This window comes from Hyphomicrobium zavarzinii ATCC 27496 (assembly GCF_000383415.1).
Classification (GTDB): domain Bacteria; phylum Pseudomonadota; class Alphaproteobacteria; order Rhizobiales; family Hyphomicrobiaceae; genus Hyphomicrobium_C; species Hyphomicrobium_C zavarzinii.
In genome coordinates, this window is the sequence record NZ_KB911263.1 from 113,115 (window position 1) to 139,016 (window position 25,902).

The window sequence follows — 25,902 nt, forward strand, 5'->3', positions numbered from 1 at the left end:
TGGCTCGGTCAGACCATTAGTCAAATGCTCGCCTGCCGCAAAACAGGAGGATGGGGGAAGCCGCGATCGCACCCCGCCTCAGCCCTTCGTTTGCCATCCGCTTCACGCGCATTTCAATGGGTAAGGTAGTATCCCGAGGCGTCTTACCGAGTATTAACTTGACCTGGAGCCCCGCGAGCCGGTCACATCCCTAAGATGCGCGTCAGGCTTGTCCCGGCGGCGCCCCTTTAAACACGAGAGCTGGGCCCTTTCCATCCATGAGCACCGTCATCCAGACTGAAGAAGCGATTGTGCCAAAGCTCGAAGCGGCGGCCGAGCGCATCAAGCGCGCCCACAAAGCGGCCGGCTCGGTGATTTTCGGCCAGGACGTGGTGATCGAGCGGACGCTGATCACCATCCTCTCTGGTGGACACGCGCTTCTCATCGGCGTTCCCGGTCTCGCCAAGACCCTTCTCGTCGAGACGCTCGGCCGCGTGCTCGGCCTCGACGCGAAGCGCATCCAGTTCACGCCTGACCTCATGCCGTCCGACATCATCGGCTCAGAGGTGCTGGAGGAGAGCCCTGGCCAGCGCCGCTCGTTCCGCTTCATCAAGGGACCGATCTTCACCCAGCTTCTGATGGCGGACGAGATCAACCGAGCCTCGCCCAAGACACAGTCGGCCCTTCTACAGGCCATGCAGGAGCATCACGTAACGGTGGCGGGCACCCGCCATGACGTGCCCCAGCCGTTCCACGTGCTCGCGACCCAGAACCCGCTGGAGCAGGAAGGCACCTACCCGCTGCCGGAAGCCCAGCTCGACCGCTTCCTGCTCGAGATCGACGTCACCTACCCGGATCTCGCAGCCGAGCGGCGTATGTTGTATGCGACCACAGGTACTGACGAGCGCGTCGTCGAAAGCGTGCTGAACGCCGGCGAGCTGATGAGCATTCAACGCCTCGTGCGGCAGATCCCCGTGCCCGACAAGGTCGTGGAGGCGATCCTCAAACTCGTGCGCTCTGCGCGCCCGGGCACCGGCGCCAATGCCGACACGGATCGCTTCGTGGCATGGGGACCCGGCCCCCGCGCCAGCCAGGCCTTGATGCTCGCCGTGCGCGCCAAGGCGCTCATCGACGGACGCTTGGCCCCCTCGATCGACGACGTGATCGAGCTGGCCGAGCCGGTTCTCAAGCATCGCATGGCGCTCTCGTTCGCGGCGCGAGCCGAGGGCGAGGAGCTTGGTCCTCTCATCGCACGCCTGGCCCAGGCGGTGGAGTAAAGCTGATGGCGGCGCCCCATGGGGGCATCCCCGGAAAGTCATCCGAACAGCACGACGCGCAGGTTTTCAGCCTGGAGCGCGACGCCCATGGCGTGGCCGACCGGCTGCCCGACCTGCTGCTTGAAGCCGACCGCATCGCGCAGACCGTGGCCCATGGCGTCCACGGCCGCCGCCGCGCCGGTCCCGGCGAGACCTTCTGGCAGTTCCGCACCTACGAGCCTCAGGACGCCGCGCAACTGATCGACTGGCGCCGCTCCGCCAGCTCCGATCATCTCTATGTCCGCGAGCGGGAATGGGAGGCCGCGCACACGCTGTGGCTCTGGCCGGACCTGTCTCCGTCCATGAATTTCCGTAGCCATCTCGCATCCGTCACGAAGCGCGATCGCGCCCTCGTGCTCACACTCGCAGCCGCCGAGCTGCTGGTCAGAAGTGGCGAGCGCGTGGGCCTTCTGGGCCTCACACAGCCGACTTCGAGCCGGCGCGCCGCGACCCGCATCGCGGAAGCCATCGCCTCGAATTCGGACGTACCGCAACTCGCCTCCGGCAAACCGTCGAACGCGCGCGTGAGCCGCTTCTCGGGGCTCATTCTCGCGAGCGATTTCCTTGATCCAATCGAGACCATCCGCGAAAGCGTCGAGGTACTGGCCGCGAACGGCGCGACGGGTCACATGATCCAGGTGCTCGATCCCGCCGAGGAGACCCTGCCTTACGAAGGACGCACCGAGTTCCTCGGCCTCGAAGGCGGAGAGAGCTGGATTGCGGACCGCGCCGAAAGCCTTCGCACCCGCTACCAGGCCCGCCTCAAGGCGCACCGCGACGAGTTGCAGGCGCTTGCCGTGCGTCTCGGCTGGTCGTTCCTCGTCCATCATACCGACCGCCCGGCAACCGAGCCGTTGCTCACCCTGATCATGCGCCTCGAAGGGCGCGATTCCGGATACCGCTGGCAGATACCGACGCCGGGGGCCGCCGAGCACGGCGCGCCCGGCACTGAAGGAGCCCCATGAGCTTCGGCGCCCTGGCATTCCTCAATCCGTGGCTGCTGGCGGGCCTCGCCACGCTGCCGCTGATCTATTGGCTGCTGAAGACCGTTCCGCCCCGCCCGAAGCAGGTGGAGTTTCCGGCGACGCGCATTCTCGTCGGCCTCGAAAACGAGGAGAAGACGCCCGCCAAGACGCCCTGGTGGCTGCTGCTGATCCGCCTCCTCGCAGCCGCCCTTGTCATTCTCGCCCTCGCCGAGCCCGTGCTGAACCCCACGCGCGACCGCGCCCTGACCGGCACCGGCCCCGTCGTGCTCGTCATCGACAACGGCTGGGCCGCGGCCTCGGGCTGGACGCGCCGCACGGGGCTCGCCGAGCAGGTCATCGCCGACGCCCAGCGCCAGAACCGGCCCGTCATCGTGGCCGAGACAGCACCCGAGACGAAGTCGAGAACGCTGAAGCTCGAAGCGCCGAGCGACGCGCGCGCCACCCTCGCGGCGCTCCAGCCGCGCCCCTACGCGCCAGACCGCAAGGCAACGCTTGCCGCTCTCACCGAGACGCTCGCCACCACGAAAGCCGCTGGCCCGAGCATTCTCTGGCTGACCGACGGCATCGATCACAAGGAAGAGGCCGCGGCCTTCGCGAGCGGCCTCGAAACTGCGGCCTCCGGCGGAACGTTTGCCGTGGTCGAGGAATCGAGCGGCGAGGAGCCCTTGGGGCTGACGGCAGGCGTCGGACCGGATGGCAAGCTGATCGCGACCGTTTTGAGGACCGGCGGATCTTCGCGCGCTGGCCGCATCGATGCGTTCTCGGCCCGTGGCCAGCGCCTTGGCGAGACGCCTTTCACGCTCTCTGCAGGGGCAACGGCCGCCGAAGTGACGTTCGATCTGCCCCTTGAATTGCGCAACCAGGTGACGCGCCTCGAAATCGCCTCCGAGCATTCGGCAGGCGCCGTGAGCCTGCTCGACGGACGCTCGCAATGGCAGCGCGTCGGCATGATCTCGGGCGAAAGCCAGGAGCAGTCGCAGCCCCTCCTCGCGCCCCTCTACTATCTCGAAAAGGCCGTGCAGCCCTACGCCGAGATCATCCGGCCAAAGGATCACAACCTCGCCCAGGGCATCGATACGGTGCTGAAACAGAAGGCGAGCGTGCTGATGCTCGCCGACATCGGAACGCTGTCGGGCGATGTGAAGGAGCGCGTGAAATCCTGGGTCGAGAAAGGCGGCGTGCTCGTGCGCTTTGCAGGCCCCCGCCTCGAAAGCGGCGGCGACGATCTCTTGCCGGTCGCGCTTCGCGTCGGAGGCCGCACGCTCGGCGGCGCGCTCTCCTGGTCGAGCCCGCAGCCCCTCGCCGACTTCGACAACACGAGCCTGTTCACCGGCATCCCGGTTCCGAAGGACGTCACCGTCAGCCGGCAGGTGCTCGCCGACCCGGCTCAGTTGACGCCATCCGTCAAGGTCTGGGCCCGCCTGGCGGACGGCACGCCGCTCGTCACCGCGACGACCCTCGGCGCAGGCCAGGTCGTGCTCTTCCACGTGACTGCCAATTCCGACTGGTCGAACCTGCCGATCTCGGGCCTCTTCGTCGACATGTTGCGGCGGATCACAGCCCTCGGCAGCCTGGCTCCGGTCGGCGCCAACGAGGACACCGCCGCCGACAAGGCCGCCACCAGCGAAACGGCCGCGGCCTCTCCCGACGCCTTTGCTCCCGTGCAGACCCTGGACGGCTTCGGCATCCTGCGCCCGCCGCCGCCCACCGCCGAAGGCATTCCGGCTGAAAAACTGGCAACCGTCGAGGCTAGTCTTGTTCACCCGCCCGGTTACTATGGGGCACAAGGAAGTCCGCGCGCGCTCAACGTTCTGGGTCCCAAGGCGACGCTCGCTCCGCTTCCTGCCCGCCCGACCGGAGCCTCGCGCATGCTCTACGAAAGCCAGCCGTCGACGCCGCTCGCCCCCGCGCTGCTCACGGGCTCGCTGGCGCTGATTTTCGCGGACATCATCGCAGTGCTCGCCCTTCTCGGCGCGCTCGGCTGGATCGCGAGCTGGCTGAAGCCGCGAGCGCGGACGGCCGCAGGCGCCCTGCTCGTCGCCCTCGTTTCGGGCGCGCTCCTCACGCCTAACATTGCGAAGGCTCAAACGCCCGCGGGCTCGCCATCCACGCGCCCCGAGAACATCGCCGATATGCCGGGCGGCACGACGGCCCAGAAGGCAACGGAGAACGTCACCCTCGGCTACGTGCTGACCGGAGACCCCGGCGCGGACGCGACGAGCAAGGCCGGTCTCTCCGGTCTCTCACGCATCCTGGCAGTCCGCACCGCCGTTGAGCCCGGCGAGCCGATCGCCGTCGACATCGTGAAGGACGAGATCGCGTTTTTCCCCGTGCTCTATTGGCCCGTCATCGAAGGCGCCAAACCCCTTCCCCAGCCGACGCTCGCCAAGATCGACGCCTACATGAAGCAAGGCGGCATGATCATTTTCGACACGCGCGATTTCGGCACCGGCATGCCCTCGGGATCGACGATGGAGAGCCGCAACGGAATGGCGCTGAAGCGCCTCGTTGGCGCCCTCGACGTCCCGCGCCTCGAACCCGTTCCCGAGGATCACGTGCTGACCAAGTCGTTCTACCTGCTGCGCTCGTTCCCCGGACGCTGGGAAGGCGGCCAGCTCTGGGTCGAAGCGAGCGATGAGGGCGACGGTGAAAGCCGCAAGGCGCGCCGCGCCGACGGCGTCACCTCCATCATGATCACCTCGAACGATTTCGCCTCTGCCTGGGCGCTCGACAGCTCCGGGCGTCCGCTCTACCCGGTCGTTCCCGGCGGCGAGAGCCAGCGCGAGATGTCGCTGCGCACCGGCATCAACATCGTCATGCATGCGCTGACCGGCAACTACAAGGCCGACCAGGTCCACGTCCCCGCTCTGCTCGAGCGTCTGGGGCAGTGAGTTCGCAACGCACACAGTCGAGAGCAAAGAGAAAGGCAAGCCGCACGTGAGGAGCACGTCATGAGTTGGTCGATCGAGTTTGCGCCGCTGGTGCCGGTTCCGCTCATCTGGGCGGCCGCCGTCGCAGCCGTGCTGCTGGTCGCCATCCTGCTCTTCCGCAAGAGCCGCGGCGCCCTCTGGCGCGGCCTCGCGCTCGCGGCCCTGATCGCAGCCCTTCTCAACCCGACGCTGCGCGAGGAGGAGCGGGAGAGCCTCGCCAACATCGCCCTCGTCGTCGTCGACGAAAGCACCAGTCAGGCTCTCGACAAACGCCCCGAGCAGCGCGCCGCCATCCGGACCGACCTGGAGCAGCGCCTCGGCAAGATCAAGAACCTCGAGGTGAAATGGGTGTCCGCCGCCAAGGAGGACACAACCACCGGCCAGGGCACGCAGCTTTTCGCGGCCCTGAACCAGGCCCTCACGAGCACCCCGCCGGATCGCATCGCGGGCGTGATCTTCATCACCGATGGACAGGTGCACGACGTCCCGAAGCAGACGACGGCGCTCGGCTTTGATGCGCCGGTTCACGCCCTGCTGACAGGAACGCCGAACGAGTTCGACCGGCGTATCGAGACGCTGAAGGCGCCGCGCTATGGCCTCGTCGGCCAGTCACGTGACATCGAGATCGCAGTGCGGGAATCCGGAAAATCACCGCAGGCGGGCGGCCCCGTCACGCTGAAGGTGCGCCGCGAAGGACGCCCCGACGAGGTGCGCACCGCCGCCATCAACCAGCCCGTCACCATCGACATGCCGTTCCCGCACGCGGGCACCAACATTCTCGAGGTTGAGCTCGAAACCGCGCCCGGCGAGCTGACCCCCGCCAACAATCGCGTCGTGATTGTCGCCGAAGGCGTGCGCGAGAACCTGCGCGTGCTCCTCGTATCGGGAGAGCCGCACGCGGGCGAGCGCACGTGGCGCAACCTTCTCAAGTCGGATGCTGCCGTCGATCTCGTCCACTTCACCATTCTGCGTCCGCCGGAGAAGCAGGACGGCACGCCGATCAACCAGCTCTCGCTCATCGCCTTCCCGACGAAGGAGCTGTTCTCGGACAAGATCAAGGATTTCGATCTGATCATCTTCGATCGCTACGAGCATCGCGGCATCCTGCAGCTCATCTACTACGACAACATCGCCCGCTACGTGGAAGGCCACGGCGGCGCCGTGCTCGTGGCCGCAGGCGACGACTATGCCGGCATGACGAGCCTCTACCGCACGCCGCTGTCGCCCATCCTGCCGGCTGCCCCCACGGGGCGCGTGCTGGAGGAGCCGTTCCGCGCCAAGATTACCGAGGAGGGATTCCGTCACCCGGTCACCCAGGGCCTTCTCGGCGCGAACTCCATCGGACCGGACCGCCCCGCCACTTGGGGCCACTGGTTCCGCCAGGCCGAGGTTCGCCCCGATCGCGGGCGCGTCGTCATGGAGGGCGCTGAAGACCGCCCGCTGCTCGTGCTCGACCGCAAGGGCAAGGGCCGCGTCGCGCTCCTCACGTCCGATCACGCCTGGCTCTGGGCGCGCGGCTATGAAGGCGGCGGTCCCCACACCGATCTCTTGCGCCGCCTCTCGCACTGGCTGATGAAGGAGCCGGACCTTGAGGAGGAGCGCCTGATCGCCTCCGCGCGCGGCCTCAAGCTCACCATCGAGCGGCGCACGCTGGAGGACAAGGTCGCCCCGGTTACCCTCTCTGCACCCGGCGGCGAGCGCACCGAGGTCACGCTCGAGCGCGAGCGTCCCGGCGTATGGAAATCGACGCTCGATGTGAAGCTGCCCGGCCTCTACAAAGCCGAGAGCGAAGGCCCGTCGGGCACGCTGACGGCCGTCGCGCACGCCGGCGTCGAGGACCCGCGCGAGATGAGCGAGGTGGTCGCCACCGACCACAAGCTGAAGCCGCTGATCGAAGGCACCGGCGGCGGCATCTACTGGACGCGGACCGACAGCACGACGGCGGGCTCAGACGTCACCGTCCCCCGCGTCGCCATGATGTCGGGTGCACGCGTACTCGCGGGCTCTGGTTGGATGGGTCTGCGCGACCGCGAAGCCTACGTGACCAAAGGCGTGAAGCTGACGCCGATGTTCACCGGCTTCCTCGCACTCGCTGCCCTGCTCGCCCTGATGGCTATGGCCTGGTGGCGCGAGGGCCGCTAGCCCGCGCTGCGCGATCGCACGAGGCATCGTCGAGCGGAGCGAGTGTAGACTTGCGTGCTGGCGCAACGTTGAAACCGCAAGCCCGCCCGCTCTCGGAAGCCTTGGCCCTGCTGGAGAGGACCCTTGCCTCCGCGCCGGAGAAAGGTGACCCCTAAGACGTCGCCTGGCTGCTCTTCACCACCACGCGATAGCCCGATGCTTCGAGCCGCGCGAGCACGCCTTCGAGGTTCGAACGGTCCCGCGTCTCGATGACGAGGTTCAATTCCGTTCCCCGCGCGGGCAGATCCGTGAACACGCGCTGGTGATAGACCTCGACGATGTTGGCGCCTGCCTGCCCGACGACTCCCGCAACGCGTGACAGCTCGCCGGGCCGGTCCGGAATATCGATCGTCAGCCGCGAAAGCCGCCCCTCGCGCGCAAGCTCACGCGTCAGCACGCTTGCGAGCAGACGCGGGTCGATGTTGCCCCCTGTCAGCACCAGCCCGACCTTGCGGCCTTTCCAGCGCTGCTTGTCGGCCATCATGGCGGCGAGCCCGGCGGCACCCGCTCCTTCGACAACAGTTTTCTCGATCATCAACAGCGCGAAGGTCGCGCGCTCGAGATCGGTCTCGCTGACGAGCACGATATCGTCCACCAGCTTGCTGATGATGCTCGCAGGAATGAGACCGGGGTCCGCCACGGCAATGCCCTCGGCCAGCGTATCGCCCCGCGTCGGAAGGTGCGTGCCCTTGATCTTGTTGTACATCGACGGGTAGAGCGCGGCCTCGACACCGATCACCTCGATGCTGGGCTTGATCGCCTTCGCGGCGACCGCCATGCCGGAGATGAGCCCGCCGCCACCGACCGGCACGATCAGGACTTCGAGATCGGGCACCGCGTCGAGCATTTCCAGCGCGACCGTCCCCTGCCCCGAGATGACGAGGCGATCGTTGTAGGGATGCACGAACACGAGCCCGTGCTCCTCGCCGTAGGCGCGGGCGAAACGCGCGGCCTCTTCCAGCGTCTTGCCTTCGAGGATGACATGGGCGCCCCAGCGCTTGGTGTTCTCCGCCTTCACCGCGGGCGTGCCTTCCGGCATCACGATCGTCGCGGGAATGCCGAGCCGCCCCGCATGATAGGAAACGCCCTGCGCGTGGTTTCCGGCCGACATGGCGATGACGCCCCGCTTGCGCTCCTCGGGCGAGAGAGCCGAGAGACGGACGAGCGCGCCACGCTCCTTGTAGGATGCGGTGAACTGCAGGTTCTCGAACTTGAGCCATAGATCCGCGCCGAGATCGTGACCCAGCGTCCGGCTTCTGTCGCAAGGCGTGCGCACGACGGCGCCATCGATAATCTTGGCCGCCCGCCGTACGTCCTCGAGGGTGACGGGAAGTTCAGTATCCGGGGTATCGGCCATGAGGTCCTTGCCTTGAGAAAAGCGGCCGCCCGATAGGGTTTGAGGCCGGTGCGGAATTCGATACAACGGCTGCCTGGAACGAGACAAGGATCGAAGCGAATGGCCAAAGTGGCATGGATCGGCTTGGGCGTCATGGGCTACCCCATGGCAGGGCATCTCCTCACGAAGGGCGGCCACGAGCTTCGGGTCTACAACAGGAACGGAGCCCGCTCGGAAGCCTGGGTCGCGGCCTATGGCGCCGGAACCCGCCATGCCACGCCCGCCGCCGCCGCGGAAGGCGCAGACTTCGTCTTCTCCTGCGTGGGCAATGACGACGACCTGCGCGCGGTCACAACTGGCCCCGATGGCGCGTTCGGGGCCATGCGCCCCGGCAGCATCTTCGTCGATCACACCACGGCGTCCGCTGACGTCGCCCGCGAGCTCCACGAGGCGGCCCAGAAGCAGGGCATTTCCTTCATCGACGCGCCGGTGTCTGGAGGACAGGCCGGTGCGGAGAACGGGCAGCTCACCGTGATGTGCGGGGGCGACGCGACGGCATTCCGGGCAGCCGATCCCGTCATCCGCGCGTTCGCGAAGGCGGTTCGTCTGATGGGACCGGCAGGCTCCGGCCAGCTCGCCAAGATGGTGAACCAGATCGCCATCGCCGGACTGCTGCAGGGCCTCTCGGAGGCGATCGCATTCGCCGAGAACGCCGGCCTCGACGTGGGGTCGGTGATCGACACCATCTCGAAAGGCGCAGCCCAGTCCTGGCAGATGGAAAACCGCTCGAAAACCATGCACGAGCGCCGCTTCGATTTCGGCTTCGCCGTGGATTGGATGCGCAAGGATCTCGGCATCTGCCTCGCCGAAGCGAAGCGGAACGGCTCGACGCTCGCAGTCACGGAGCTGGTGGACCGCTACTACGCCGAAGTCCAGGACAAAGGGGGCGGCCGCTGGGACACGTCGAGCCTTATCGCGCGCCTGCCCTCCACGCGGCCCGGCACCTGAAAAACGACACCACTCAAAAAACTGGAGCGTGTGATCCGAGGGAACCCGGCCGCACGCTCCTGGGGCCTCAAATCGCCTTAGTTCCGGATTGGTGTGAGCGGGCCGTTCGCAACGGCTCCCGGGCAACCTCCGATAGGGTGACGCGATGCCGATCACGGCCTTCTACGCTTCGCTACTGGCGTTTCTGTTCCTTCTCCTCACCGCGCGGGTGATCGCCCAGCGCCGGGAGGCCCGCGTCGAGATCGGCCACGGAGAAAGCCCGGAGCTGCTGCGCCGCGCGCGCGTTCATGCGAACTTCGCCGAGTATGTGCCCATCGGGCTCTTGCTGCTCGCCTTCGCGGAAAGCCTCAAAGCGCCGTCCATCGCGCTCCATGCGCTCGGCGCCGCGTTCGTGGCGGGGCGCTACATTCACGCCTACGCGCTCTCGCAGACGCCTCACGTGCTGAAGCTTCGCGTCATGGGCATGTGGCTGACGCTGATAACCATCGGCCTCGCGGCGCTCACCTGCTTCGTGCTGGCCGGCATCAATCTGGTTGTGTAGGAGCGCCGCGCCTCAACCGCTGCGCTTCTTCTCCATCGGCGGCCGGGCAAAGGTCAGCGGCAGCGCGGTCGTGTGCTTGATCTCCTCCATCGCGAACGCGGAGGACACCTTGGCGATCTCTACGTGCGAGATGAGCTTCTTGTAAAACACGTCGTAGGCCGCGATATCTGGCACCGCCACCCGCAGCAGGTAATCCACCTCGCCGGACATGCGATAGAACTCGACGACCTCCGGAAAGTCCGCAACCGCCGCGTGAAACCGCTCGAGCCAAGCCAAGCTGTGCTTGTCCGTCTTGATCGAGATGAACACCGTCACGCCAGCATTGACCTTGACGGGATCGAGCACCGCAACCCGCCGCTTGATGACACCCAGCTCCTCGAGCTTCTGGATGCGCCGCCAGCAGGGTGTCGTCGAAAGCCCGACCTCTTTTCCGATCTCCGCAACCGGCCTCGTGCAGTCTTCCTGCAGGATCGAAAGAATTTTGACGTCCATGTCGTCGAGCATGCGGAGACCAATCGGCTGGAATGGATTTTCCGAATAAAGACTTTCCGCAAGATCAGTTTGTTCCCTCGCCATGGTCAAGCGAATTAATCCGAGTAATTTTACTACTCCCATGGATCAAGGCATCGACCTCCCGCCTGAGCTCCGGCACCAGGTCCTGCTCGAACCACGGATTGCGCTTGAGCCAGGCGTTGTTGCGCCAGGACGGATGGGGAAGCGGGAGGAAGCGGGGCAAGCCTGACCGCCCGAGATGACGGCGGTAATCCCGCACCGTCTCGCCGAGGCTGGGCCCGGCCTCCGGACCCAGATGCCAGCGTTGGGCATAGATCCCGATCAGCAGCACCAGCTCGAGTTGTGGCAACAGCTTGAAAAGCCGGGGCCTCCAGAGCGGCGCGCACTCACGCCGGGGCGGCAGGTCTCCGCCCGCCGCGTCCTGTCCCGGAAAGCAAAAGCCCATGGGGATGATGGCGATGCGCGCCTCGTCATAGAACTCGGCATCGGTGACACCCATCCAGTCGCGGAGACGCCGGCCGGAGGGATCACTGAAAGGAACGCCAGAAGCGTGCACGCGAGTCCCCGGCGCCTGCCCCACCACCGCCAAGCGCGCCGTCTGGCTGACACGCAGCACCGGGCGCGGCGCGTGCGGAAGCGGCGCGCCGAGCGGAGCTTCGATACACTGGCGGCAGCGACGGATTTCACCCACCAGCCGGCCGAGCGCTGGCTTCAAGCGATTGCCTTCCTGCTTGAGACTGTTGTGCCGGATCAGATCTCGCGCTGGAGACCATCCTCCGCGATGCTGACCTTGGGATGGCGGATAGCCTCTCTGTTGGCCAGCGCCTCAGGCCCGAGATGAGTGAGCATCACGGACTTGGCACCCAGCCGGTCCAGATTGGCTTCGATGATCCGCCAGTTGAGATGATAGCGGGCGGGAGCCTCGAAAGCGAAGCATTCGCAGATGAAGAGATCGGCCCCGTTCGCCGCCGGAATGAGCGTCTCCACCCATTCCGTATCGCCGGAGAACGTCAGCACCTTGCCGTCGACCTCGAACCTCAGCGCATAGGGGGTGGCCCCCGAGGGATGGCTGACGACGAACGGCGTGACCCGCACCCCGCCGACCGTAAGGGGCGTAAAATCCTCATAGCTGACAAAAGTAAGCTCGAACCGCCGGGGGGTGGCCGTACACCCAGGAAACAGCGCCTCCGCCGCAACCTTGAAGCGCTCCTCGAGCCCCTTGGGCCCAGCCACGGTCAAAGGACGCGTTCGCCCCGCAACATGCAGCGCATGGATCAGCCACCAGACCAGACCACCGAAATGATCGCCGTGCAGATGCGTGATAAATATCGTAGAAATATTATTCGTATCAATATCTTGCCTAAAAATTCCGGTCAGCGAGGTGGCCCCGCAGTCGATCAGGAACTCCCCGGCGCCAGACGACACGTGAAAGCAGGTTTGCAGACGCCCTCCCGATCCGAAGGCGTCGCTCGATCCGATGATTGTAAGCTTCATGCCCGCTCCAGCACGCGCATTGGCAGTTCAATCTCCCATCTAACCGCGCCGCGCCCTGCTCGCCTGTTCCCTTGGGAACAGACGGAGCGGCCTAGAATGCCGCGGGGATAAACCCATCGTTAGCGAATTCTGGGGACAGTAGCGGTGGGCAGACCCACGACCTATACCCTCGGCAGTCTCGCGACAAGGTCCCGAAAATTCGGGCGGCATTGCGGGCATTTGGCCGTCGTGAAACCCTGCACGGCGGAAGCATGGACAAAGAGACAAGAACAGAAATTCTTGCTGAGCTGAGACAGCGCCACGCCGCCCGTAAGCGCACGGACGAGGACGTGAAGGCCGCGCGCGACCGCCTGACCCGCGGCACCGACATCAAGCCCGAGTTCGAGTTCGAGCTGATGAGCATGTTCGCGCGCAACGAGCTGAGCGCGGCCGTCACCATCTGGGCGCTCGCCGCCATCTTCTCCCTCGCCTCCATGTTCTGGGCGCCCTGGAAGCAAGGCTGCCTGTGGCTGATCCTGGTCATCACCTCGAAGGTGGCCCTGCTCGAGCTCTGCCGCCGCTTCGTCGCTCAGGCCCGCCCCGACAGCGACCTGCGCGTCTGGCGGCGCCGTTTCATCCTCGCGGAGCTGTTCTGCGGCCTCGTGTGGGCCGGCTTCGCGCTCGTCGGCATGGAGGGACAGGGCGCAGCGCCCGCCGCGCAATCCGCCGTCTTCTCCTCTCACGTCTTCATTTTCGCATCGCTGATCGTGCTGCTCGCGGTGCGCATGACCTTCACCTCGACGATGATGAGCCTGCTCTACGTGGGCACCATCCCGATGACGCTCGCCGTCTCCGCCCGCCTCCTCATGCTGGACGAGCCGTTCTACTACGCGCTCGCCACCATGGCCGTCGGCGTGCACATCTACTTCGTGTTCCTCGCCAAGGGTCTCCAGCAGACCACCCTTCAGATGCTCGCCTTCCGCGCCCAGAAGGACATCCTCATCGCGGAGCTCGACGAGGAGAAGCTCGTAAGCGACGAGGCACGCAAGCGCGCTGAGGCGGGAAGCAAGGCGAAGTCCCGCTTCCTCGCCACCATGAGCCATGAGCTGAGAACGCCCCTCAACGCCATCATGGGATTCTCCGAGGTGATGAAGGACGAGCTGTTCGGCGAGCATACGACGCCCGTCTACCGCGACTACTCGCGCGACATCTACGACAGCGGACGCCACCTCCTGCAGCTCATCAATGAGATCCTGGATCTTTCGCGCATCGAGGCCGGGCGTTACGAGCTGGCCGAGGAGCGCGCCCACCTCGGCGACATCGCCGAGGATTGCCAGCGCCTCCTCGCGCTCCGGGCGAGCGGCAAGGGCCTGCAGGTGAACCTCAACATCGCACCGGACCTCTCCCAGGTCTGGGTCGACGTTCGCGCCATGCGCCAGATCTGCCTCAACCTCTTGTCCAACGCGATCAAGTTCACACCGAAGGGCGGAACGGTCACGATCACCGTCGCGCCGACACCAGAAGGCGGCCAGTTCCTTTCCGTGCGCGACACCGGCCCCGGCATCCCGGAGGACGAGATCCCGAAAGTGCTCCAGGCATTCGGCCAGGGCTCGCTGGCTCACGAGACCGCGGAAGGCGGCACGGGATTGGGCCTGCCGATCGTCAAGAGCCTGATCGAGCTGCACGACGGCACGTTCGATCTGCGCTCGGAGCTGCGCAAGGGAACCGACGTCTGCGTGGCGCTGCCGCCGAAGCGCGTGCTTGCGACCGTGGCCCCCCTTCAGCCTCTCGGCGCCGAGCGCCACCGCCAGGTGGCCCCGCCGCCGTCGAGCCGCCAGCCACGCCTTCGCATGCCGCCCAAAACCACGACACCGACCCCGCGCCCGCCCCGCGTCGCCTGAAATCCGGCACACGGCCGCAAAAAGGCGCGTTTGCCGCGCCCGCCTGCCATTGAGGCCGCCGCCGGGACTGCTTAAATTGCTGACCGGAAGCCGAAAAATTACGGAGCCGCCGACGAGGCGTTCATGGATTCTCCCTGCATCAAGGTCTGCGTCATCAACCCGAAGGACGGCCTCTGCGACGGCTGCTTGAGGTCGCGCCACGAGATCGCCCGCTGGTCGTCCTATTCGGACGCGGAGCGCCGTACGATCATGCAGGCGCTGAAGCAGCGCCGCGCGAACGTCAACGGTTAGCACACCGGATGAGGCGCAGGATCAGGCACCGCCAAGCCAGGGAAACAACCTGACATGCTCGCCATTCTCATCGCCATCCTTGCGGGCCTCGTCGCGCTCTACTGGGCTTTGAGCGGCGACACCGATTCCTTTGCCGCCGCGGCCAGCGACAATGCTGCCTACATCGTCGCCGGGCTGGCGCTCGCCGCGCTCTATCTCTCGACGATGAGCGGCGACTACCAGGGCAAGCGGCGCGAGGCCGTCCGCCACGCCGCGACCTGGATCGTAATCGCGCTTGGCCTCATCGTGGCCTACACCTACCGCGAGGAGCTGAAGACGGTCGCCTACCGCGTGGCGGGCGAGGTTCTGCCCCCCGGCCACTCGCTGCTCGTGGAAAACGCGCCGACCGGCGAGCAGGCCGTGCGCCTGCGCCGTCACGACAACGGCCACTTCGTCGCCCGCGGCGCTGTCAACGGCGTGAGCCTCTCGCTTCTGGTCGACACCGGCGCCTCCACGGTGGTGTTGAGACCGGCCGACGCCGAGCGGGCAGGCGTGGACACCAAGTCCCTGTCCTTCACCGCGCCTGTCTCCACAGCGAACGGGACCACCTACGCCGCCCCCGTGCGCCTCAAGGCCGTCTCCGTCGGCCCCCTCGAGATCCGTGACGTCGAGGCCCTCGTCGCCCAGCCCGGCGCGCTGTCCGAGAACCTGCTCGGTATGAGTTTCTTAAAGCGTTTGCGATCCTATGAGTTTTCCGGCGATTTCCTCACCCTCCGGGGCTGACGTGGCCGGTCCTTGAGGCGCCGGATTGGCGCTTCGCACCGGAGCGCAATCCATGGCCCTGTCGTCCGGCACACGGTCCCTACTCGGCGAACTGGCAAGCTGGGGCGCTGCGGCTTTCATCCTGATCGCCGGCGTCACCCACTACGATACCTTGCGCACCGTGATGAACGGCGCTCTCGGCATCCCGGCCTCCGACGGGAGCACCCCGGAAACGGAGGCGTCCGCAGAGCCCCTCCCCGCCCGCAACGGAACGGAGGAGCTGAAAGCAGGCCCCGACGGCCACTACTACGCTACCGCCGAGATCAACGGACGCGCCCTGGACGTCATGGTCGACACCGGCGCCTCCATGGTTGCATTGACATACGAGGACGCCGAACGCGCCGGCATCCGCCTCAAGCCCTCCGATTTCACCAACCGCGTCAGCACCGCCAACGGGGTCGCCGCCGTGGCACCCGTGACGCTCGATCGCGTCAGCATCGGCCGGGTGACCGTACGCAACGTGCGCGCCGCCGTCTGCGAGCGCGGACGCCTGAATAAGACCCTGCTCGGCATGAGCTTTCTGTCTGAGCTTGAGCGCGTGGACATCCGCCAGGGCCGTCTCGTCCTGGTCGAATAGCCGCGCCTCGTCAGGAAACGATTTTAAGCTTCACGCATTGAAGCCGCGCCGTGCGCTGGCAATGCCCTGGGCTTGTGGTGCATAAACGGCGCCGTATACGGACGCCTGTCAGACTGCACGCGTTTTCGCCGTATTCCGGTCCCAAGACCCTCGCCGGCCAGACACGCACTGGAAGACACACGCCGGCAATGCCCCCGATAGACACTGTACCTGCCTCACCGCCGCGAAGCTCCGCCGATCCCAACAAAGGTCCCTCGATGTTTCCGAAACCCCGCGCCGATCTCGTCCCCAACACAGCCGATTTCGAACGCCTGCCGCTGGTGAAGCCAACCGGCTTCCGCGAGTACGACGCGCGCTGGCTGTTCCCGCAAGAGATCAACCTGATGGGCCTCAACGCGGTGGGCCTCGGCATGGCGAAGCTCTTCGAGGAGCGCGGTGTGAAAAAGCGCATCGTCGTCGGCCATGATTTCCGCTGGTACTCCGCCTCCGTCAAGCAGGCGCTGATCACCGGGCTTCTCGCTGGCGGCTTCGAGGTGCACGACATCGGCCTCGCGTTGTCCCCCATGGCCTACTACGCCCAGTTCGCGCTCGATGTGGAAGGCGTCGCCATGGTGACGGCCTCCCACAACGACAACGGCTGGACGGGCGTGAAGATGGGGCTCTCCCGCCCCCTCACCTTCGGCCCCGACGAGATGGGCCGCCTGAAGGAGATCGTTCTCTCCGGCAACCTCGAGCCGCAGGATGGCGGCCGCTATATTTTCGTGCCCGATCTCGCAGAGCGCTACATGGCCGCCCTCGCCGATCGTCCGCGTCTTAAGAACCGCCTCAAGGTGGTGGCAGCCTGCGGCAATGGCACGGCCGGCGCGTTCGCGCCCAAGGTGCTGGAAGCCATCGGCTGCGAGGTGATCCCGCTCGACGCCGAGCTGGACCACAGCTTCCCGCGCTACAATCCGAACCCCGAAGACATGAAGATGCTGCACGCCATCGCCGAGGCAGTGGTGAAGCACAAGGCCGACGTCGGCCTCGGCTTCGACGGTGACGGCGACCGCTGCGGCGTGGTGGACAACGAAGGCCACGAGATCTTCGCCGACACGGTGGGCGTGATGCTGGCGCGCGACATCTCCGCCCGTCATCCGAACGCGGTGTTCGTGGCCGACGTGAAATCCACGGGTCTCTTCATGACCGATCCCGTGCTCCAGGCCGCCGGTGCGAAAACGCTCTACTGGAAGACTGGCCACTCCTACATGAAGCGCTACACCTTCGAGCAGAAGGCTCTCGTCGGCTTCGAGAAGAGCGGTCACTTCTTCTTCCAGCCCCCGCTCGGCCGCGGCTATGACGACGGCCTCGTCGCCGCCCTCGCCGTCTGCGACATGCTCGATCGCGCCCAGGGCCAGACCATCGCCGATCTCCGCCGCGCGCTGCCGAAGACCTACCAGTCCCCCACCATGTCGCCCCACTGCGACGACGAGAAGAAGTACGGCATCGTCGAGCGCGTCGTGGCCGACTACGAGGCCCTCGCCAAGGCGGGCGGCACCGTGGCAGGCCAGAAGATCCGCGACCTCGTCACCGTCAACGGCGTGCGCGTCACGCTGGAGGACGGCACCTGGGGCCTCGTCCGCGCCTCCTCCAACAAGCCGGAGCTCGTGATCGTCGTCGAGAGCCCAGTGTCCGAGGAAAACAAGATCGCCATCTTCCGCGATATCGAAGCGCGCCTCGCGAAGTTTCCCGAGGTGGGCGAGTACAATCAAAAAATCTGAGCCCTTGCACGGCCCCGTTCGTGAGGCGACATTACTCGCCCAACCGCGGAGCTTTGCAACGATGCTGATCGCTAATATTACGGCTGCGGCGTGCGCCTTCGCCATTGCTGGCGGCGGTCTTTGGGCGTACGGCGCGACACCGGCCGAAGGTTCATGGCCCATGCAGTGGGGGATCACCGGAGACGTGAACTGGCGCGCGCCGCGGATTGCCGCGCTCGCCTTCACCTATGTCATCGGCGCCTTTGTCCTCGGCGTAACCGCTCTGGCTGCGAACGGACGCGACCAGCCTTTCCTGCTCATCGCCACCTCGCTCGTCTCAGCGCTCGTCTTCGTCCTCTACTACGCCGCGGTCGTACGCGATCAGAGCGCCTGACATATCTGTCGAGCCAATCCGGTCAGGCACTTCGAGCGCACGGGTTGCGCGTCAAACCACCGAGATCAGAAGCCGCATCGCGACCGTGAAGAGAAACGCCGCGAACGCGAGTTCGAGCTTGCGCCGCGAGATGCCGTGCGCCACGCGCACGCCGAGCGGTGCGGTGAGCACGCTCATCGGGATGATGATCGCCGCACCGAGCACGCTCACGAAGCCGAGCGAGACCGGCGGCAGCTCCGGATTGCCCCAGCCCGCCCACACATAGCCGAGCAGTCCCGGGATGGCGATCAGCGGCCCAAATCCGCTGGACGTGGCGACTGCCTTCAGGATCGACCAGCCGCAGAGCGTGAACATCGTCACAAGGAACATACCCCCGCCGATGCTCATCAGCGTCGAGACGAGTCCGATCGCGAACGCGGCGAACCGCACGAGCCAATTGTCCGGCACATCGTTGGCGAGCCGCCAGTCCTCGCGCCCCAGCGCCATCTTGAGGGAGAGGAACCCCGCGCAGACGATCCAGACCCACTTGAGCGCCACACCGCTCACGCTGGAAACAAGGGCGATCCCGGCGAGCACACCGCCGATCACATAAGGCGCGAGCCGCTTGAGAACGCCCTCGTCCACGGCCCCCTTGGCGCGATGGGCGCGGAAGGACTGGATCGCCGTCGGCACGATCACCGCGAAGGAGGTGCCAAGCACCATGTGCATCCGGATGTCGTCCGGCACATGCAGGAACGTGAACGTCTCGTAGAGGATCGGCACCAGCACGCCGCCCCCGCCTATCCCGAGCAGGCCCGCGAGAAAGCCCGTGATCAATCCGGCCGCGAGCAGCGCGACCACGAGCCAGGCGAGTTCGCCGTGCGCCAACGCAAGATCCATGAGGGAGAGCGCCCCTATTCTGCCGCGACGGCATCGCGTTTGCGCGCGGAAGACGTCCCTTCCGCCAGCGCGATCGCCTCGACAAGCACGTCGAGCCCCGGCCCCTCGCCGACGCCGTGCTCGGAGAGATGGCGGCGGAACAGCCGCGCGCGCGGCTGGCCGTGATAGAGCCCGAGAATGTGCCGCGTGACGGAATTGAGCCGCCCGCCGTCCACAAGATGCGCCTGCACATAAGGCAGGAGACGCTCAAGCGCCGCGCCGCGAGACACGGCGGGCTCCGGCGAGCCGAACAGAGCGCGATCCACCTCCGCCAGCAGATAGGGCGTCTGATAAGCCGCGCGCCCGAGCATCACGCCATCCACGTGCTGGAGATGCCCGGCCGATGCGTCGAGCGTTTCAATTCCGCCATTGACGACGATGGTGAGATCCGGCCGCGCCGCTTTGAGCCGATAGACGCGCCCATAGTCGAGCGGCGGAATTTCCCGGTTCTCTTTCGGAGAGAGCCCTTGCAGCCACGCCTTCCGCGCGTGCACGATGAAGATGCGAACGCCCGCGGCGGACACGGTCTCGACGAAGCGCGTGAAATCCGCTTCCCCATCCTGCTCGTCGATCCCGATCCGGCACTTGACCGTGACGGGGATCGAGACACGCGCCTGCATCGCGGCAGCGCACGCGGCAACGAGCGCCGGCTCCGCCATCAGACACGCCCCGAAACGCCCGTCCTGCACGCGGCTTGAAGGACACCCGACGTTGAGATTGATTTCGTCGTAGCCGAACGCTTCCCCGATGGCCGCGGCCTCGGCGAGCTTTGCCGGATCGGAGCCCCCGAGCTGCAGCGCGATCGGATGCTCTTCCGCCCCGAACCCGAGCAGCCGCTCCCGGTCGCCATGGATCACGGCATCCGCCGTAACCATCTCCGTATAGAGCCGCGCCTCCCGCGACAGGATGCGATGGAAAAACCGGCAATGCCGGTCCGTCCAATCCATCATAGGGGCGATGCAGAACCTGTGAGATCGGTCGTTCAAAAGAGCCTCGGGCCAAGTCTCTGGCAGAGCCTCATTTACCCTGCAAAACGTTGTGTGGCCAAGCCCAAGAAATTGGACCCGATGCCGCGCCGACGATTGCGGAACTGGAAGCGCAGAGGGTGGTTACGCGCGGGATGCCGGATAAACCAAAAAAACGCAGCGGTGGTCGCGGCGAGTGATGCAGGAGGGCGAAGCTGCACCCGCGCACGCACTAAGCGCACGCCCTCCGGCACGGTACGCCAGCCGGGCTGCCGCGCGCCGAGCCCCGCTGGCCTCCTTCGCTGCGCTCAGTCCATTCAATCACATAGTCAGTCAACAAACAAATTGTGGTGATCTCGTAACTCTGAACAGAAAATCACCGAACAGAGTATTATCACGCCTTCGCACCACACTCCGAATCGTAGCCCTCTCGCAGCCGTTAATATTTACTTGCTCAAGGGATACTGGGATGACGTCAGATTGCGAGATTGGAGTGTTGAACTCCGCAGGGGGCCGGCCGAAGCGGAAAATTGCGTCCTCATTTCTGGGTGCGGCGTGCGCGCTCTCCTTGATGGCTACGCCCTCGGCGGCATTTTTGCCGTCTTTCTTCAGAATGCCCGGCGTGGCCGATCCCTTCGAGTCGCTGCTGCTGATGTTCCTGCTGCTCGATCCGCAGGTCACCTACCATTCCTCGTCGCATGATCCCTGGCGCTCCAATATCAACGCCGGCTTCGCTCCAGCGGCCCAGGAGACGGATACGATTACAGCCATGACCTGGGCTGCTCAGGACGTGAGCAAGTATTTCGGCCTCAGCGCCAATGAGCAACTCGTAGTTGGCGTGCAGTATACGCGCTCGTGGTCCGACACCGACCACATCCTCCACTTCCCCGGCGCCGCGCCGTTCGTCGTCGCGCGCCAGGATACCGACGAGAATAGCCTGGGCGTGAACTTCGGCTACGTGAACGGCGCCTGGCACGCCACTGGCGTCGTCGGCTATAAGTGGGGCGAGGCCCGCCTGACCGACATCGTCGGCGACAGCGGCAGCTTCGATACTGACGGCTTCTTTGCCGCCACCGAGATCGGCCGTGTGTTCACGCTGAGCGGAGAAGGCTACACATCCAAGACTCCGCAGACAGTCACCACCAGCTCTGTCTACCTCGACCCGGCAGTGCGCATCGCGCGAATCGACAGCAGCGCAGACGCCTACGTCGACAGCGGCGGCTTTGCATACGGAGAGGAAGAGCAGAGCTACTGGAGCCTCGGCGCAAGCCTCCGCCTCTTTGCACTGCTGCCGCGCGATGGCGTGGTCTACAACCCCTTTGTGAAGGTCTCCATCGACCAACTCGTGGATTACAAGGGCACGATCGACTCGGTCGCCGCAGGCCAGACATTCAACGTCTTCCAGGATGAGACATTCGGAAAGGTCGAAGCGGGCCTCAACGTGCTCATCGGCGACAGCGCCATGCTTGGCGTAAGCGGCTTCTACAGTGGAAGCGGTGATTCAGAAGACGCCGGTGCACGCGCGATCCTCCAGTTCGATCTCTTCGGCCACCACCGGGCGGAAGCCGCACCCCTTAAATAGGCAGCCACGCATCGCCTGCGTCGCAAATTCGAGCCAGCCTCCTGTCCGGGAGGCTGGCTTTTTTGCGGACACAGCGACGACACACTTCGGACGGCGAGAAAGCAGCGGCAGATCAGGGGTAAAAGGACGTGGCGGAAAAGCGGAGGCGTGAATCCGTGCAAGTGGATAAGGCGGTGACTTCAGTTGGTCACTCCATTTTCACGTCCTCAATTTTTCGGTGTGCCTGTGACCAAATCGACCTTGGATGAAGCGCACCGCTATGCCAGCCTATAGGAAACACTGGAATATCGGGGAAAATCTTATGCCTCTTGACGGAGCCTTTGGCGGCGAGGAGCCGCACGGGCCTTGGTGCGCGCACTGCAAGGCGCCGATCTTGAAGGATGAGCGCAGCGTTCGCCTCCACTTTGACACCGATCCGTATGGCTTCGACGGGCTTAGCGGCGAGTATCACGAGCGGTGCAGCAAACCGTTCGCGTCGATCGCACACGCCCTCGACATGCTGTCGTTGCGCAGGTTCTAGATCGCACGTCATTGCGTGCCTCAGGAATAAACGGGCGGCGGGGGCGCTCCAGCCGCCCGTCCGTGCGTGGCGGCTAGTGCATCCCACCCCCGACGGCTTCCTTCATCTTGTCCATCACTTGGTCAATGCTGAAGCTCGCCGCTTTCTGTAGAGGCGGAAATTCTTTGAAGCTCTTCAGGAATTCCGCCACGCCCGCCTGCGCGGGGACCAAGATGAATGCGCGGCTCAGCAGCCAGTCATAATAGGAATTGGACGTGATATCCGCGCGTTCGTAGGGATCCATCCGCAGATTGAAAAGTTTGGGGACACGGAGCGGCACGAAAGGTTCCGCCCAAATTCGCAGCGTGCCCGGCGCACGCTGCTCGGCGAACACCACTTTCCAATTGTCAAAGCGAAGACCGGCGAGATCGCCGTCATCGGTAAAATACAGGAAACCCTCGCGTTCTGGCTTCTTCGCCTTGCCGGTGAAGAATGGCATCAGGCTGAAGCCGTCCAGATGAGACTTGAACTTCTTGCCGTTGGCTTCAACACCACCCTTCAGCAGCTTCTGTTTGATGTCCGGATCTCCGGCCGCATCGACAATGGTGGGCAGCCAGTCGAGGTGAGCGACGATGTCGTTGACCACCGTGCCGGGCTTTATGACGCCGGGCCAGCGCACGAGGCACGGCACACGGTAGGCACCTTCCCAGTTTGAGTTCTTTTCGCTCCGGAACGGCGTCATGCCGGCATCTGGCCACGAGTTCATGTGCGGACCGTTGTCGGTCGAGTACATGACCATGGTGTTGTCTGTGACACCGAGTTCGTCGAGCAGATCAAGCATCTGTCCGATATGCTTGTCATGTTCGATCATACAGTCGTGATACTCCGACTGCCAGCGCCCGGACTGCCCGCGGATTCGGTCCTCGATATGTGTGCGAAAGTGCATGTGCGTGGTGTTGAACCAGACGAAGAACGGCTTGTCGTCCTTGACGGCCTTCTTGATGAAATCCTTCGCGGCTGCGAGGAATTCTGTGTCGACCGACTCCATCCGCTTTATAGTGAGCGGGCCGGTGTTCTCGATCTTCTGTCCGCCCTTGCCGTCGGCCCATGAATGCAGCACTCCGCGCGGGCCGAACTTCTTCTTGAAGTTGGGGAAGTCTTTTTCGTTAGGATAGTCCGGGTTCTCTGGCTCTTCCTCGGCGTTCAGGTGATAAAGATTGCCGAAAAACTCGTCGAAACCGTGCACGGTTGGCAGATGCTCGTCTTTGTCGCCGAAATGATTTTTGCCGAACTGCCCCGTGACATATCCCAGCGGCTTCAGCAGTTCCGGAATGTTCGGATCCTCGGCGCGCATACCTAGTTCAGCGCCCGGCATGCCCACCTTGGTGAGTCCGGTTCGCAAGCCGCACTGACCGGTGATGAAGGAGGCGCGGCCAGCCGTGCAACTCTGCTCGCCGTAGTAGTCGGTGAAGAGTGCGCCCTCTTCGCCAATGCGGTCGATATTCGGGGTCCGATAGCCCATCAAGCCTCTGGTATAAATGCTGAGGTTCGACTGGCCGATGTCGTCGCCCCACAAGATCAAGAAATTTGGCTTCTTGCCGCTTGCGCCTTTCGGATCCTTAGCCATTACGCGTTACTCCCGGCTGTTTGCTTCTCCTCCCCCGTTGACGTTGGTTACCCCGTGACCGTGAAAGTCAAAGTGTCACCTCGTCTACATGCCTGCCTCCTCTCCCTCACCCAAATGGGCCCGCGTGGAACACCATGCTGATGATGGCGAAGATGCCGATCAACAGCAGGATGCAAGCCGTAACGAGCGTCAGCGAAACAGGGAACTGGCTTTCGCCGTGCACGAGCCCGTCGCCCATCATGGCCGTGCGCTGCTCGCGCAGATGCACCATGAATTGGACGTGATAGATGATGCCGCCAATCAGCATCAAGATGCCGAGCAAGACCAGGGCCACGCCGAAGTTGCGCGCCGAACCCGCATGCGTGACCGTTCCAGCCTCGCGCAGCTTCTCAAAAAACTGGAAGATCGTGAATCCGAATCCGATCAGCGATAGCGATGTGCGGATGACGGACATCAATGTACGGTCCGCGCTCATGCGCGTGCGCTGGAAACTCATTCCGGTGCGCCGCGACGATAGCTCGACCGAAATGTCATCCGAAGGTGACGTACGTGAGACGTGTGGGCTGTCGCTCATCCGGTCTCTCCTTGCGGCGGCCGATTGAGCCACCAATGGGCGATGCGTTGGACGGGCCCCCGAAGCAGCAGATAGGGCAAAAAGGCAAGGGCGAGCGCGATGATGACCGCCTCGCCCGGAAAAAGTGTGCCGAGCTGTTTGAGCTGATAGATCACGTCCATGCCGATGCCGAGCAACATGATGCGGGCGGTCGAGACGAGCCCTTCGCGCAGGCGACCTGCGCGCTTCGCAGGATCGCTGACGATGGTCCAGAAGTAGGGCGACCGGCCGAGCTGAGCGTCCCTGACGCCGTCATGAACAGCGGCGATCACCGCCATTGCCGGCTGGAGGATGAATCGAAAAGACATCGAACCGCCCGGCCGGCCGGTCAGATCCTGCCATTGGCGCTGTAGAACCTCACTCGACACGCCGTACCAGACGATGCCTAGCAGAACCAACCCCAACACAATGAGAGCCACGATCAAGGCGAGTGTACTGTGCTCGCGATCTTCGCCGGCTCTCGCCATCAAGCATCCCTCCCCGCACGAACGATGCATCTGAACCCCACGTGGCCGGTGGACCTGTCGACAGGCTCACGGTGGCACACCGCAGGGCGATAACGCCGGCAATGGTTGGGCACGCGCAGGTGTGAGACACCCTTCAGTACCTCACGCGGAATCCTGATGTGGGACTGGCAGGGGTCGAAGCTCGCCTCGCGTTTGGGACCGCGCGGGTTCTCGGGAGTGCGGCAGGCATTTTGTGCATACCTGTTTGCACACAGCCCCACCTCGGCTGAGCGTGCTTTCGTCCGAAGCTTGCTCAATTGGATAATCCGGCCGCCGCCTCGGCTTGCGGATCGCCATTCTACGGAATGAGCGTGTCGCTCAGAGCAGTCGATGGTCGCGCGGACGGATGTTTTTCGCATGTGGGCTCCAAAATTGAGCCCCCCGTACATGCACTACGTAATAAACGACTATCATTGGCTATTACCACGAGAGGTCAAAAAAGAAAACTATAGGTTTGTTTGACCGGTAAAATTTTCGCGTCGGTCGTGCTAGAAACTCTCGTTGGCCTGAATATCTGCAATGGTTGGAATGCTGCGAGTCGATAGTCCGTTTATGCGGGTAACTTACTCGTCACGTCACGTGGTCGTCGGCATCGAGCCCTGCGTAACAGCGCAGCATTGGGCTCGAACGATAGCGACACTTGGCAATCAGGCTCGGCTCATGCCGCCGGCATACTTGCGCAGATGCGGAAGCGATCTGCGAAGCAGGGCGATCCCGAACATGCGGTTCGCCGTGATCAAGACGATCAAGCAATAAGGCGTGCCGGTACTGCATCGAACACCAGCAATGCAGGGAACGCGGACGGGTAACACGCCTGGTGCACCTCGCGGAGCGCGGGATGCCAAGAGCATCGGAAGAATTTGGCTTTCTCGACTGCTAGACATCATCTGCCTCCCTGCGCGCGATCAAAACCCGCATCCCCCAAAAGCCTCTAACGTCGCAGTCCCTTCGCCACGCGCGGAGCATCTGCGCTATGGATTGATGTGGCTATGGTTCGAACGGAGACGATCAATGGAATGCGGCGCTCTTGCTCTGCGCCCGATATCGGAGTTGCAGCCCGGCCCGGACGATCAAGGGCTCGCTCTCGTCTACGTCGTAGACCGGGAGTGGGACCTCTGGCTGCTCGATGCATCAGTCGCACTGGAGACGCCGGACGACTTCATCGGCTGGATCGAACGGCGAAACGTCGCCATCCTTCTGGCCAGGGTCAACGGCCAGGCGCCGTGATC

24 protein-coding genes and 1 pseudogene are annotated in these 25,902 nt (G+C 64.7%); 15 read left to right on the plus strand and 10 right to left on the minus strand.

Annotation, left to right across the window (positions count from 1 at the left end; all coding sequences use genetic code 11):
- The first annotated feature begins 257 nt into the window (after window positions 1-257).
- The 4 genes from F812_RS0120125 to F812_RS0120140 are packed head-to-tail and all read left to right on the plus strand — an operon-like array spanning window position 258 to window position 7,353.
- Entirely contained in the window at window positions 258-1,256 is a 999-nt protein-coding gene (locus F812_RS0120125; RefSeq protein WP_020087784.1) for an AAA family ATPase, read from the plus strand.
- 5 nt (window positions 1,257-1,261) lie between these two features.
- On the plus strand, window positions 1,262-2,260 hold the full coding sequence (locus F812_RS0120130; protein WP_020087785.1) for a DUF58 domain-containing protein: 999 nt from the start codon (window positions 1,262-1,264) through the stop codon (window positions 2,258-2,260).
- Window positions 2,257-5,172 carry a DUF4159 domain-containing protein gene (locus F812_RS0120135; protein WP_020087786.1) on the plus strand — a complete coding sequence of 972 codons (2,916 nt, stop codon included), beginning with the start codon at window positions 2,257-2,259 and terminating at the stop codon, window positions 5,170-5,172. The genes F812_RS0120130 and F812_RS0120135 overlap by 4 nt, the downstream gene beginning before the upstream one ends.
- A gap of 60 nt (window positions 5,173-5,232) precedes the next feature.
- Complete coding sequence (locus F812_RS0120140) at window positions 5,233-7,353, plus strand: hypothetical protein (protein WP_020087787.1); 2,121 nt, start codon at window positions 5,233-5,235, stop codon at window positions 7,351-7,353.
- A gap of 151 nt (window positions 7,354-7,504) precedes the next feature.
- Here F812_RS0120140 and F812_RS0120145 read toward each other — a convergent pair whose 3' ends face one another.
- A complete protein-coding gene (locus F812_RS0120145; protein ID WP_020087788.1) occupies window positions 7,505-8,749 on the minus strand; it encodes a threonine ammonia-lyase in 1,245 nt (414 codons plus the stop codon).
- 99 nt (window positions 8,750-8,848) lie between these two features.
- On the opposite strand from F812_RS0120145, the gene F812_RS0120150 reads away from it, so the two are divergent.
- Window positions 8,849-9,736: an NAD(P)-dependent oxidoreductase gene (locus F812_RS0120150; RefSeq protein ID WP_020087789.1), complete on the plus strand. Its 888-nt coding sequence runs from the start codon at window positions 8,849-8,851 to the stop codon at window positions 9,734-9,736.
- A gap of 145 nt (window positions 9,737-9,881) precedes the next feature.
- On the plus strand, window positions 9,882-10,277 hold the full coding sequence (locus F812_RS0120155; RefSeq protein ID WP_020087790.1) for an MAPEG family protein: 396 nt from the start codon (window positions 9,882-9,884) through the stop codon (window positions 10,275-10,277).
- Between the two features lie 12 nt (window positions 10,278-10,289).
- Here F812_RS0120155 and F812_RS0120160 read toward each other — a convergent pair whose 3' ends face one another.
- Genes F812_RS0120160 through F812_RS0120170 form a run of 3 tightly spaced genes read right to left on the minus strand, consistent with a single transcriptional unit; the run spans window position 10,290 to window position 12,284 of the window.
- Complete coding sequence (locus F812_RS0120160) at window positions 10,290-10,781, minus strand: Lrp/AsnC family transcriptional regulator (RefSeq protein WP_020087791.1); 492 nt, start codon at window positions 10,779-10,781, stop codon at window positions 10,290-10,292.
- Between the two features lie 52 nt (window positions 10,782-10,833).
- On the minus strand, window positions 10,834-11,505 hold the full coding sequence (locus F812_RS0120165) for a uracil-DNA glycosylase family protein (protein ID WP_020087792.1): 672 nt from the start codon (window positions 11,503-11,505) through the stop codon (window positions 10,834-10,836).
- Window positions 11,506-11,540: 35 nt separating this feature from the next.
- The gene (locus F812_RS0120170; protein ID WP_020087793.1) at window positions 11,541-12,284 is read right to left on the minus strand and encodes an MBL fold metallo-hydrolase; all 744 of its coding nucleotides are present in this window, start codon (window positions 12,282-12,284) and stop codon (window positions 11,541-11,543) included.
- 251 nt (window positions 12,285-12,535) lie between these two features.
- Between F812_RS0120170 and F812_RS0120175 the strand changes: the two genes are divergently transcribed.
- The 6 genes from F812_RS0120175 (at window position 12,536) to F812_RS24835 (ending at window position 17,963) form a co-directional block, all read left to right on the plus strand.
- The gene (locus F812_RS0120175) at window positions 12,536-14,164 is read left to right on the plus strand and encodes a sensor histidine kinase (RefSeq protein WP_020087794.1); all 1,629 of its coding nucleotides are present in this window, start codon (window positions 12,536-12,538) and stop codon (window positions 14,162-14,164) included.
- Window positions 14,165-14,287: 123 nt separating this feature from the next.
- On the plus strand, window positions 14,288-14,455 hold the full coding sequence (locus tag F812_RS24830; RefSeq protein WP_020087795.1) for a DUF1289 domain-containing protein: 168 nt from the start codon (window positions 14,288-14,290) through the stop codon (window positions 14,453-14,455).
- A 54-nt stretch (window positions 14,456-14,509) separates the two neighbouring features.
- The gene (locus F812_RS0120185; protein WP_020087796.1) at window positions 14,510-15,217 is read left to right on the plus strand and encodes a retropepsin-like aspartic protease family protein; all 708 of its coding nucleotides are present in this window, start codon (window positions 14,510-14,512) and stop codon (window positions 15,215-15,217) included.
- Between the two features lie 52 nt (window positions 15,218-15,269).
- The gene (locus tag F812_RS0120190) at window positions 15,270-15,833 is read left to right on the plus strand and encodes a retropepsin-like aspartic protease family protein (RefSeq protein ID WP_020665395.1); all 564 of its coding nucleotides are present in this window, start codon (window positions 15,270-15,272) and stop codon (window positions 15,831-15,833) included.
- 257 nt (window positions 15,834-16,090) lie between these two features.
- Complete coding sequence (locus F812_RS0120195; protein WP_020087798.1) at window positions 16,091-17,590, plus strand: phosphomannomutase/phosphoglucomutase; 1,500 nt, start codon at window positions 16,091-16,093, stop codon at window positions 17,588-17,590.
- A 61-nt stretch (window positions 17,591-17,651) separates the two neighbouring features.
- The gene (locus F812_RS24835) at window positions 17,652-17,963 is read left to right on the plus strand and encodes a hypothetical protein (RefSeq protein ID WP_020087799.1); all 312 of its coding nucleotides are present in this window, start codon (window positions 17,652-17,654) and stop codon (window positions 17,961-17,963) included.
- Between the two features lie 51 nt (window positions 17,964-18,014).
- On the opposite strand, the gene F812_RS0120205 is transcribed toward F812_RS24835, so the two are convergent.
- Both F812_RS0120205 and dusA read right to left on the minus strand, forming a co-directional pair.
- The gene (locus F812_RS0120205) at window positions 18,015-18,842 is read right to left on the minus strand and encodes a sulfite exporter TauE/SafE family protein (RefSeq protein ID WP_020087800.1); all 828 of its coding nucleotides are present in this window, start codon (window positions 18,840-18,842) and stop codon (window positions 18,015-18,017) included.
- A 14-nt stretch (window positions 18,843-18,856) separates the two neighbouring features.
- Window positions 18,857-19,867, minus strand: coding sequence for a tRNA dihydrouridine(20/20a) synthase DusA (dusA, locus tag F812_RS0120210; RefSeq protein WP_156827572.1), 1,011 nt, complete (start codon window positions 19,865-19,867; stop codon window positions 18,857-18,859).
- Between the two features lie 601 nt (window positions 19,868-20,468).
- On the opposite strand from dusA, the gene F812_RS0120215 reads away from it, so the two are divergent.
- Window positions 20,469-21,428, plus strand: coding sequence for an autotransporter outer membrane beta-barrel domain-containing protein (locus F812_RS0120215; RefSeq protein ID WP_156827573.1), 960 nt, complete (start codon window positions 20,469-20,471; stop codon window positions 21,426-21,428).
- 301 nt (window positions 21,429-21,729) lie between these two features.
- Complete coding sequence (locus F812_RS0120220) at window positions 21,730-21,948, plus strand: thioredoxin domain-containing protein (RefSeq protein ID WP_020087803.1); 219 nt, start codon at window positions 21,730-21,732, stop codon at window positions 21,946-21,948.
- Between the two features lie 73 nt (window positions 21,949-22,021).
- Here F812_RS0120220 and F812_RS0120225 read toward each other — a convergent pair whose 3' ends face one another.
- The 4 genes and pseudogenes from F812_RS0120225 to F812_RS27075 all read right to left on the minus strand — a co-directional run.
- Complete coding sequence (locus tag F812_RS0120225; RefSeq protein ID WP_020087804.1) at window positions 22,022-23,554, minus strand: arylsulfatase; 1,533 nt, start codon at window positions 23,552-23,554, stop codon at window positions 22,022-22,024.
- 106 nt (window positions 23,555-23,660) lie between these two features.
- Entirely contained in the window at window positions 23,661-24,128 is a 468-nt protein-coding gene (locus F812_RS0120230; protein ID WP_026868307.1) for a YidH family protein, read from the minus strand.
- Window positions 24,125-24,586 (minus strand): hypothetical protein, encoded by a 462-nt coding sequence (locus F812_RS26700; protein ID WP_245257730.1) that lies wholly within the window; start codon window positions 24,584-24,586, stop codon window positions 24,125-24,127. Before F812_RS26700 ends, F812_RS0120230 begins: the two co-directional genes overlap by 4 nt.
- Window positions 24,587-24,633: 47 nt before the next feature.
- Window positions 24,634-24,870, minus strand: a pseudogene (locus F812_RS27075) (formylglycine-generating enzyme family protein); the annotation flags it as partial.
- Between the two features lie 814 nt (window positions 24,871-25,684).
- On the opposite strand from F812_RS27075, the gene F812_RS0120245 reads away from it, so the two are divergent.
- Window positions 25,685-25,900: a hypothetical protein gene (locus F812_RS0120245; protein ID WP_020087808.1), complete on the plus strand. Its 216-nt coding sequence runs from the start codon at window positions 25,685-25,687 to the stop codon at window positions 25,898-25,900.
- Window positions 25,901-25,902: the final 2 nt, after the last annotated feature.

Excerpts from the sequence above, each read along its gene's own strand:
- F812_RS0120140 (WP_020087787.1), top strand. The coding sequence starts at position 5,233 with ATGAGTTGGTCGATCGAGTTTGCGCCGCTGGTGCCGGTTCCGCTCATC.
- F812_RS0120175 (WP_020087794.1), top strand. The coding sequence starts at position 12,536 with ATGGACAAAGAGACAAGAACAGAAATTCTTGCTGAGCTGAGACAGCGC.
- F812_RS0120135 (WP_020087786.1), top strand. The coding sequence starts at position 2,257 with ATGAGCTTCGGCGCCCTGGCATTCCTCAATCCGTGGCTGCTGGCGGGC.
- F812_RS0120130 (WP_020087785.1), top strand. The coding sequence starts at position 1,262 with ATGGCGGCGCCCCATGGGGGCATCCCCGGAAAGTCATCCGAACAGCAC.
- F812_RS24830 (WP_020087795.1), top strand. The coding sequence starts at position 14,288 with ATGGATTCTCCCTGCATCAAGGTCTGCGTCATCAACCCGAAGGACGGC.
- F812_RS0120125 (WP_020087784.1), top strand. The coding sequence starts at position 258 with ATGAGCACCGTCATCCAGACTGAAGAAGCGATTGTGCCAAAGCTCGAA.
- F812_RS0120220 (WP_020087803.1), top strand. The coding sequence starts at position 21,730 with ATGCCTCTTGACGGAGCCTTTGGCGGCGAGGAGCCGCACGGGCCTTGG.
- F812_RS0120195 (WP_020087798.1), top strand. The coding sequence starts at position 16,091 with ATGTTTCCGAAACCCCGCGCCGATCTCGTCCCCAACACAGCCGATTTC.
- F812_RS0120225 (WP_020087804.1), bottom strand. The coding sequence starts at position 23,554 with ATGGCTAAGGATCCGAAAGGCGCAAGCGGCAAGAAGCCAAATTTCTTG.
- F812_RS0120230 (WP_026868307.1), bottom strand. The coding sequence starts at position 24,128 with ATGAGCGACAGCCCACACGTCTCACGTACGTCACCTTCGGATGACATT.
- F812_RS0120245 (WP_020087808.1), top strand. The coding sequence starts at position 25,685 with ATGGAATGCGGCGCTCTTGCTCTGCGCCCGATATCGGAGTTGCAGCCC.
- F812_RS0120150 (WP_020087789.1), top strand. The coding sequence starts at position 8,849 with ATGGCCAAAGTGGCATGGATCGGCTTGGGCGTCATGGGCTACCCCATG.
- F812_RS0120185 (WP_020087796.1), top strand. The coding sequence starts at position 14,510 with ATGCTCGCCATTCTCATCGCCATCCTTGCGGGCCTCGTCGCGCTCTAC.
- F812_RS24835 (WP_020087799.1), top strand. The coding sequence starts at position 17,652 with ATGCTGATCGCTAATATTACGGCTGCGGCGTGCGCCTTCGCCATTGCT.
- F812_RS0120160 (WP_020087791.1), bottom strand. The coding sequence starts at position 10,781 with ATGCTCGACGACATGGACGTCAAAATTCTTTCGATCCTGCAGGAAGAC.
- F812_RS0120155 (WP_020087790.1), top strand. The coding sequence starts at position 9,882 with ATGCCGATCACGGCCTTCTACGCTTCGCTACTGGCGTTTCTGTTCCTT.
- F812_RS0120145 (WP_020087788.1), bottom strand. The coding sequence starts at position 8,749 with ATGGCCGATACCCCGGATACTGAACTTCCCGTCACCCTCGAGGACGTA.
- F812_RS0120170 (WP_020087793.1), bottom strand. The coding sequence starts at position 12,284 with ATGAAGCTTACAATCATCGGATCGAGCGACGCCTTCGGATCGGGAGGG.
- F812_RS0120205 (WP_020087800.1), bottom strand. The coding sequence starts at position 18,842 with ATGGATCTTGCGTTGGCGCACGGCGAACTCGCCTGGCTCGTGGTCGCG.
- F812_RS0120190 (WP_020665395.1), top strand. The coding sequence starts at position 15,270 with ATGGCCCTGTCGTCCGGCACACGGTCCCTACTCGGCGAACTGGCAAGC.